The organism is Sandarakinorhabdus limnophila DSM 17366, from assembly GCF_000420765.1.
GTDB lineage: Bacteria > Pseudomonadota > Alphaproteobacteria > Sphingomonadales > Sphingomonadaceae > Sandarakinorhabdus > Sandarakinorhabdus limnophila.
Window position 1 is genome coordinate 79,099 of the sequence record NZ_ATVO01000004.1, and the last position, 8,402, is coordinate 87,500.

Sequence of the window (8,402 nt, forward strand, 5' to 3'; positions counted from 1 at the left end):
GGCGGCCTATTCCCCTCGCGGTGCCATTGACGGCACACCAGCACAATTCCCAGCCCCTCTCAGGCCTGATGACGTTTCTGTGAAAAGCCCGCCCTTCTGTAAAGCGCGCAAACGCAGATGTGGTCGTTTCCACCTCGCTGTGTGGCCAATTCGCCACAATACTTCGCGATGGCAGGGCAAAAACACCAGCCTTTTGCTTTGCCGGCGAACTCATTAAGACTGAAGCATGAACAGTGACGACACCATCGCCGCCTATGCTGCGCGCTTCCGCAGCGGCAGCGGCCACGCCGCAAAGCCTCCCACACGGCAGACGCTGCCTCCCGATCTGGCACGGCTGGAGGCGGAGGCCATTCACATCCTGCGCGAAGTGGCGGCCTCGTTCCGCAAGCCGGTGATGCTCTATTCCATCGGCAAGGACAGCACGGTGATGCTGCATCTGGCGCTGAAGGCCTTCTGGCCATCGCTGCCGCCGTTCCCACTGTTGCATGTGGACAGCCTGTGGGAATTTGCGGCCATGGGCGCGTTTCGCGACACGCTGATGCCGGCGCTGGGCATCGACATGCGCGTCCACGTCAATGAAGAAGGCGCGGCGCGCGACATCAACCCCTTCGTCCATGGTTCAGCGCTGCACACCGAAGTGATGCGCACCACCGGGCTGCTGCAGGCGCTCACCGGCGGTGGCTTTGACGCAGCCATCGGTGGTGGCCGCCGCGACGAAGAGAAATCCCGCGCCAAGGAACGCATCTTCTCCTTCCGCGACGCCCACCAGGGCTGGGATCCGCGCCGGCAGCGGCCGGAATTCTGGCGCACCTACAACACGCGGGTAGGGCCGGGGGAATCCATGCGCGTCTTCCCGATCTCCAATTGGACCGAACTCGACGTGTGGCGGTATATCGAGGCGGAGGAGATCCCGGTGGTGCCGCTCTATTTCGCAGCGGAGCGCCCCACTGTCGTGCGCGATGATGTGCTGCTGATGGTGGATGATGATCGCCTGCCGCTGCAGCCCGGTGAAGAGCCTGTGCTGCGTCGCATCCGGTTCCGCACGCTGGGCTGCTATCCGCTCACCGGCGCGGTGGAGTCCGAGGCCGAAACGCTGGCCGATATCGTCGCCGAAATGGCCGACACGCGCACATCGGAACGCCAGGGCCGGGTGATCGATCGCGACGGCGATGGATCGATGGAACAGAAGAAACGGCTGGGGTATTTCTGATGGCCAAAACCCTCAACAGGGATGGCGTGCTGCGCCTGATCACCTGCGGATCAGTGGACGACGGCAAGTCCACGCTCATCGGTCGCCTGCTGCACGACAGCCAGGCCATCATGGACGACACGCTGAGCACGCTGGCCAATGACAGCCGCAAGCATGGCACCACCGGCGGCGAGATTGATTATGCGCTGCTGCTCGATGGCCTTGAGGCCGAACGCGAACAGGGCATCACCATCGATGTCGCCTGGCGCTTCTTCGCCACGCCGCGCCGCCGCTTCATCATTGCCGATACGCCCGGCCACGAACAATATACGCGCAACATGGCCACCGGCGCCTCCACCGCCGATCTCGCCATCATCCTGGTCGATGCCTCCAAGGGCCTGCTGCCACAGACGCGCCGCCACAGCTTCATCGCCTCGCTGATGGGCATCGGCCAGATCGTGCTGGCCGTGAACAAGATGGACCTGGTGGATTTCGACGAAGCCCGCTTCCGCGCCATCGTCGATGAATACACAGCTATTGCCGAACGCCTCGGCTTTCCCGGCTTCACCGCCATCCCGATGGCCGCCCGCGCCGGCCTGAACCTCGCCTGCCCCGCTGCCGAAATGCCCTGGTATCAGGGCCCCACCCTGATCGCACATCTGGAATCCATCGAGCTCGCTGCCACCGATGCCTCCGGGCCATTGCGCTTCCCCGTGCAGTGGGTGAACCGGCCCGATGCCCACTTCCGCGGCTATGCCGGCACCATCGTGGCCGGCCAGGTGAAGCCCGGCGACCCCATCGTCACCGCCCGCTCTGGCAAGGCCACCCGCGTCGCCCGCATCGTCACCGTCGATGGCGATCTTGCCGGCGCCGGCCCGGAAGCCGCCGTCACCCTGGTGCTGGAAGATGAAATCGACATCTCGCGCGGCGACATGCTGGTCAGCCCCGAAGACCGGCCCGCCGTCGCCCAGCAATTCGCCGCCGATCTGATCTGGCTCGACGAAGATGAACTGAAGCCCGGCCGCTCCTATCTGCTCAAATCCGGGCCGCTCACCACCCCGGCCTCGGTCACGCTGCTGAAGCACCGGATCGACATCACCACGCTCGATGAACGCCCGGCCCGCACGCTCGCCATGAACGAGATCGGCCTCGCCAACCTCGAAACCACCGCGCCGCTGCTGTTCGATCCCTACGGCGAATGTCGGGACACCGGCGGCTTCATCCTCATCGATCGCTACACCAACAACACCGTCGGTGCCGGCATGATCCGCCACGCCCTGCGCCGCGCCAGCAACATCCACCTGCAGCCGATGACGGTCACGCAGGCCCAGCGCAGCGCCTTGAAAGGCCATCAGCCCGCCGTGATCTGGTTCACCGGGCTCTCAGGCTCCGGCAAATCCACCATCGCCAATCTGGTCGAAGCCCGCCTCGCCGCACTCAGCTGCCACACCTACGCGCTGGATGGGGACAATGTCCGCCACGGCCTCAACCGCGATCTCGGCTTCACCGATGCCGATCGCGTCGAAAACATCCGCCGCATCGGCGAAATCGCCAAGCTGATGGCGGACGCCGGCCTGATCGTCACCTGCTCCTTCATCTCGCCCTTCCGCTCCGAACGCGAAATGGCCCGGCAACTGGTCGGCGCCGAACGCTTCATCGAAGTCTTCGTCGATACCCCCATCGAAATCTGCCAGGCCCGCGATCCCAAAGGCCTCTACGCCAAGGCCGCCAGCGGCGAACTCACCAACTTCACCGGCATCGACAGCCCCTACGAAGCGCCTGAAGAGCCGCAACTGCACATCACGACCAGCACCATGAGCGAAGCCGACGCCGCAGAGGCGATCATCAACTGGCTGCGGGCGCGCGACATCATCGGGTGAAAGTGAAAGAAGGAGGGCCTCCGGCAAGCAGGGTCGATAACCCTGCCTGCCGGAGGCCCCGTCAACCTGAAAAACCTCAGGCCGCCAAAAACCCCGCCAGCCCGCGGCCATGCGCGTCCAGTTCGTTCACCCATCGGGTGATCAGCGGGCGTTCGTCGGCGGCGATGAAGGGGTTCCAGGTGTCGAGGATCAGCACGGCGCGCAGCGCGTCGGTGGGGTTGTGGGCTTCGTGTTCGATAGTGTCGTCGAAGGCGAAGGCTTGGCCTTCGATCCAGGGCCGTGTGTCGTTGCCAACGCGGAACCAGCAGCCTTCGGGCACGATCAGCGGCAGGTGGATGATGCTGCGCACGTTGGTGGCGCCGGTGTGGGGCGGGATCACCGTGCGGGGTTTGAGCAGGGAGAAGAAGGCGGTGGGCCCGCGGCCGGGCAGATCGAACAGCGGCATGCGATCCAGCACGGCGGCGGTGTTGGGGCAGAGCGCGCACATGGCTTCGTCGCGAAGCCCATGTTTCAGGAAGAAGCGCGCCGCCCAGGCATCGCTCTTGTTCAGGTCCTTCCACTGGTTCACCGGCACGCCGGCCGGATAATCCACATAGGGCGCAAAGCCTTCGCCGCCCGCCGCCAGCACCGCCTGCAGTTCGGCGCGGATCGCCGGCGTGGCGGCTTCCAGTTCGGCCAGCCAGGGGAACAGGTCGCGTTCGAAATACTGGATGGCGGGCAGATAGGGATAATGCAGCGCCAGCGGCTGGTGCACATACACGCGGCGCCGGCCCAGTTGCGCCTCCATGGCGTGGCGCACGCGGGTGGCCGATGCCGGGGAGGCCTGTTCCAATTCATCGGCCATCGCCGCATCCAGCCGTGCAGCGAGCCCATCATTGGCCGCCTGTACCACGCCGGCGGCATGCTGCAGCCCGGCTGCAAAGCCCGGCCCCACCTGCTCGCGCGGATCAACCGCCGCCAGCAGCCGCTGATAATCCGACAGCGCGTCGGCCGCGCGGCCTTCATGTTCATGCAGCCGCCCGCGCGCCAGCAGGGCATGGGCCATGTACGGATCACGATCCAACGCGGCATTTAACGCCACCAGCTGCGCCTTGGCATCTCCGCCCAGGGCGTGGGCGTTGGCCAGATTATAATGCAGGATGGCCGCCGACGGATCGGCCTTGACGGCTGCCGCAAATGCGATGGTGGCCGCCTTTGCATCGCCACGCTGCAACGCCTGCATGCCTTGGCTGTTCAGGACGACGGGATCTTTGCTCATGCGGGTGGTGATAGCGCAGTGTGGCTCGTGAGACAGCAGAAAAAGGAGCCTCCGGCGGGCAGGGTCGAGGACCCTGCACCCATCTTTTTTCGGGTGCGCTGTTGGGAGAAGTGTCCGCTTTCGCCCCAGATGCAGACCTTTAGCGGGCAGTTCCTCTTTCCCGATTGCAGACGGTCCGGCGTGAAGGCAAGTTGGTCGTTGGAGCGAAGGAGAAGCCGGAATGTCAGACGAAGTTCCTGTTGGCGCATTTGCCATCGTTCCAAGCAACGATCTTCATGCTGCTATTCCGTTTTGGGAACGGCTTGGCTTTGCTCTAACCGGCGGCAATGATGCGTATGCCATAATGACGGGTTGGGGATGCGAGGTGCATCTAACCCAAGCTGGATCGGGCCCCTGGCGAGTACCGGATCAACACAATCCTTTTGGCGTCTTCATCCGTACACCTGAAGTTGATCAAATAGCTGCGCGTGTGGACGACCTCGTCATTCGACCCGGCGGTATCCTTCGCCATCGCGAATGGGGCCTTTACGAAGTGGGAATAGCGGGCCCTGACGGCCTTCTCGTCCGCATTGGATGGCCTTCCGAGCTGATCAAACTTTAGGGATATAGCGTCAGCTTCCGCCCGCGATGCATTGGAAAGCCGCCATTCTGCAGACCACCCCAAAGCTGCAATAGGGCGCCACCTGAAAGCGAAAGTGGGTGCAGGGGCTCAGCCCCTGCCCGCCGGAGGCCTCTTAGCCTTTGTTCAGATTATATTTCATGATCCGCCCATGCCGCCCCTCCCGGTCGCGTTCCAGCGCATAGACATCGCCTTGCGGGCCAGCTGGTAGGACAGCGGCAATGGCTTCATGATCGGCGGCGGACAATCGCAGGCGCGCGATGGCCAGCGTGTCGGTCAGGTGGCCGGCGTGGCGGGCGCCGATGATGACGGCGGCGACGCCGGGTTGATCGAGCACCCAGCGCGCGGCGACGGCGGAGAGCGGGACGGCTTGGTGTTGGGCGATGCGGTCGAGAACCGACAGCAGGGCCTGAAAGGCATCCCACCCGCCGCATTCATCGATGATCAGGCGATATTTGATCAGGCTGCGGTTGGTGAGGCTTTCGGCGGGATCGGGTTGCCCAAGCCAGCGGGCGGAGAGGAATCCGCCGGCAAGCGCGCCATAGCAGATCAGGCCGGTGTGGCTGGCGGCCGCGGTGGCGGTGAAGGCACCGGCCGGGCGGCGATCAAGCAGCGAATATTGCACCTGGATGCTGGTGAGCGGCGCGCCGGCGGCGGCGAATGCGGCGACGTGGGCCGCATCGAAATTGGTGCCGGCGATGTGGGCGATCTTTCCTGCTTGCTGCAAATCTTTGAGATGCAACAGGGCTTCGACGCAGCGCGGCTGGGCATAATCCCACCAATGGAACTGCACGAGATCGAGGCGCTCCATCCCGAGCCGGGCGCGGCTGCGATCGATGATGGCTTCAACGTCGGCGCGCGAGAGGCTGGGCAACAGCGCCAGATCGGGCACGAACTTGGTGTGCACCTTCAGCCGGTCCAGCGCTTCGGCGCCGCGGGCGCCCGCCAGATGGCTACGGAAATCGCCGATCATCTCTTCGACGCCGGTATAGATATCGGCGCAATCGAGCGTGGTGATGCCGGCATCGAAGAAGGCGAGGAAGCCATCGTTCAGACTGTCCCGCGCCACCGGCCCGTGATCGCCGGCCAGTTGCCAACCGCCGCGGATCAGACGGGAAATGCTGTAGCCGGGGGCAAGGTCGATGCACTCCACGCTCATGGTTTCACCGTTGCCGTGGTGTCGCCCCGGCGGAATGTGCGCTTGCCAAGCCGGGTAATCTTCAGTCGCGACGGGCAGTTGGGATCGGGGCAGGCGATTTCGGCGTCGCTGTCCATCCAGTCGTTGGGATCAGTGGCGCGCTGCTTCGCGGCCAGCAACGGCAACACGGCGGCGAGGCTGTAGAGCGAAAAGCCCTGGCCCGGCGGCAGAAACAGCAGTTCGCCGCGCAGTTCGAACCAATCGCCGGGCTGCGCATTGCACCACAGTTTCGCGCCAGGCGGCGCAATCACCTCCACCTTGAGATCATAGAGCTCGAATTCGTGCGTCATGCCGGCGCTTGTGCACCAGATGCATCAACGAAACCAGAGCACTGGCCAGTAGGATGGCTTCGTGCCATCATGGCATTTGGGTCGGCCTCTCTGGGGGAACATGATGCTGCGCCCGTTTACTGCCCTGATGATCGCCTGTGCACTGCCGGGCTGTGCCTATCACAGCCTCACCGTGCCGGCGCCCAATCGCGGCGATCAGAATTTGCATCCCGTGGACAGCAACGCCATCGCCTGGGGTGCGCTGGAGGATCCGAAAAAGGCTGAGGCGTGCGTGGGCACCAACAGCATCAGCGATGTGCAGGTGCGCACGTCGCTGATGCAGTCGCTGGCCACGGTGCTCACCCTTGGCTTCTGGCAGCCGTCCCACATCCGCTATCGCTGCGGCAAGCTGCCGACCGGTGAGGGCGAGATTCCACAATAAGGAACCCGGCATGGCGCGCATCCTGAAATTTGATGATCGCAGCTGGCACAATTGGCATTTCACCGAGCGTGATGTGCCGATTGCCGAGCGATACGAACTGCACCGCGCCGTCACCGCCAGCCTGTCCGATATGCGGGCCAGCGCCAAGGCCGTGCAGGATTTGATCGGCAAGGCCTTCACCGATCGGCGCCGGCTGCGCGCCCACGGTGCGACCTGGTCATTCTCTGCGGCGCCATCGGTGCCCGGCGGCTGGCCACTGGCAACGGGCTATGCCAACCAGCTGTTTGCCCTGCCGAAAACCCACGTCGATCCGACCTTCAGCGGCGATCACGATGGGCTGGTGCTGTGCCAGACCGGGATTTCGGTGGCCGAACTCAACATGTGGCTGGAACCGCGCGGACGGTCGCTCGCCACCAGCGGCGCGTCGAATGGGCAGACGTTCGTGGGGGCGATGAGCTGTTCCACCCACGGGTCCGCCATCGATCACGGCACCATTCAGAGCCAAGTCCGCGCCATCCAGCTGATTCCGGGGCCAGACCGCAATCTGTGGATCGAACCGGCATCGCGGCCTGTCACCGATGGACGGCTGGCCGGAGAACTGAGCGCAACGGTGGTGCGCGATGATCGGCTGTTTGCGGCTGCGCTCGTGTCCTTGGGCGCGCTGGGTGTCGTGCATGCGGTGCTGATCGAAAGCGTGCCGCGCTTCCTGCTCGAAAACCATCGGCGAAGGGTGCCGGCCGGGCCAGAACTGCTGCGCGCAATGGCAAGCCTGGGCGACACCGATTTTGCAGCCTGCAATCTGCCAGGAGCGGGCGGCCCTATTTCTTCCAGTCGGTGATCAACGATCATATCGACAAAGGTTTTGCCTATGTCACCTGCGGCTACCGCTGTGATTGGGATTCAGGCCATAATCTGGATTACAGTATCAATCCCAAGCGCAGCCCGGGCTATAATCTGGCAACAGTGGTGGCCAATCTGCTCGATGCTGCGCCGGGGCTGACGCCGGTCATCACCAAGGCCGTACTGGCCGATCAGCTGAGCCCCATCAACGGTCGCGTCGGCAGCTGGGGCCAGAGCTTCAATTTCACCACGCCCCGCGCCGGAACCGCTGGGGCCTCGGTGGCGGCGCCGGCGGACCGAGTCCACGACGTGCTGGCGATCTATCATGCAGCGCTGAAGAAGGTCGGCAAGGCGCCCGTGGCTTTTGCCTGCCGCTACGCGCGCCAGTCGCCGGGCAATCTCGCCTTCATTCGCTGGCCGCACAGCGTGATCGCCGACATCGATGGGCTGGATAATGGCGCTGCAAGGCTGGTTATGGCGCAAGCCATAGCCGATTTACGCAACGCTAGGATCCCTCATGCCGAACATTGGGGGAAGCTGAACCAGGCCACCGCCACGAGTGTGCGGGATGCTTATGGCGACGATCTGGAACGCTGGCTGGCCGCCCGGGTCGATCTGCTCGATCGCGAGGGCGAGTACGTGTTTGGCAGCGATTGGCTGGACCGATTGGGGCTGTCCAACCGGCAATTCTGAACCACAAACAAAAC

General features: G+C 64.2%; 9 protein-coding genes. 6 read left to right on the plus strand and 3 right to left on the minus strand.

Annotated elements, in window-relative coordinates:
- Positions 1–226: 226 nt before the first annotated feature.
- Both cysD and cysN read left to right on the plus strand, forming a co-directional pair.
- Positions 227–1,210 (plus strand): sulfate adenylyltransferase subunit CysD, encoded by a 984-nt coding sequence (cysD, locus tag G566_RS0103585; RefSeq protein ID WP_022679312.1) that lies wholly within the window; start codon positions 227–229, stop codon positions 1,208–1,210.
- Positions 1,210–3,069 carry a sulfate adenylyltransferase subunit CysN gene (gene cysN, locus G566_RS0103590; protein WP_022679313.1) on the plus strand — a complete coding sequence of 620 codons (1,860 nt, stop codon included), beginning with the start codon at positions 1,210–1,212 and terminating at the stop codon, positions 3,067–3,069. Before cysD ends, cysN begins: the two co-directional genes overlap by 1 nt.
- 76 nt (positions 3,070–3,145) lie before the next feature.
- Here cysN and G566_RS13390 read toward each other — a convergent pair whose 3' ends face one another.
- On the minus strand, positions 3,146–4,327 hold the full coding sequence (locus G566_RS13390) for an aspartyl/asparaginyl beta-hydroxylase domain-containing protein (RefSeq protein WP_022679314.1): 1,182 nt from the start codon (positions 4,325–4,327) through the stop codon (positions 3,146–3,148).
- A 220-nt stretch (positions 4,328–4,547) separates the two neighbouring features.
- Here G566_RS13390 and G566_RS14980 point away from each other — a divergent pair, with 220 nt between their 5' ends.
- A complete protein-coding gene (locus tag G566_RS14980; protein ID WP_084706741.1) occupies positions 4,548–4,928 on the plus strand; it encodes a VOC family protein in 381 nt (126 codons plus the stop codon).
- Positions 4,929–5,061: 133 nt separating this feature from the next.
- Here G566_RS14980 and G566_RS0103605 read toward each other — a convergent pair whose 3' ends face one another.
- On the minus strand, positions 5,062–6,105 hold the full coding sequence (locus G566_RS0103605) for an aldo/keto reductase (protein WP_022679317.1): 1,044 nt from the start codon (positions 6,103–6,105) through the stop codon (positions 5,062–5,064).
- Positions 6,102–6,434: a TIGR04076 family protein gene (locus tag G566_RS0103610; RefSeq protein WP_022679318.1), complete on the minus strand. Its 333-nt coding sequence runs from the start codon at positions 6,432–6,434 to the stop codon at positions 6,102–6,104. The genes G566_RS0103605 and G566_RS0103610 overlap by 4 nt, the downstream gene beginning before the upstream one ends.
- 100 nt (positions 6,435–6,534) lie before the next feature.
- Between G566_RS0103610 and G566_RS0103615 the strand changes: the two genes are divergently transcribed.
- From G566_RS0103615 to G566_RS0103625, 3 genes are read left to right on the plus strand one after another with little or no spacing between them, the layout of a single operon-like run.
- Complete coding sequence (locus G566_RS0103615; protein WP_022679319.1) at positions 6,535–6,855, plus strand: hypothetical protein; 321 nt, start codon at positions 6,535–6,537, stop codon at positions 6,853–6,855.
- A 10-nt stretch (positions 6,856–6,865) separates the two neighbouring features.
- A complete protein-coding gene (locus G566_RS13395; RefSeq protein ID WP_022679320.1) occupies positions 6,866–7,693 on the plus strand; it encodes an FAD-binding oxidoreductase in 828 nt (275 codons plus the stop codon).
- Positions 7,690–8,388, plus strand: coding sequence for a hypothetical protein (locus G566_RS0103625; RefSeq protein ID WP_022679321.1), 699 nt, complete (start codon positions 7,690–7,692; stop codon positions 8,386–8,388). Before G566_RS13395 ends, G566_RS0103625 begins: the two co-directional genes overlap by 4 nt.
- Positions 8,389–8,402 lie beyond the last annotated feature (14 nt).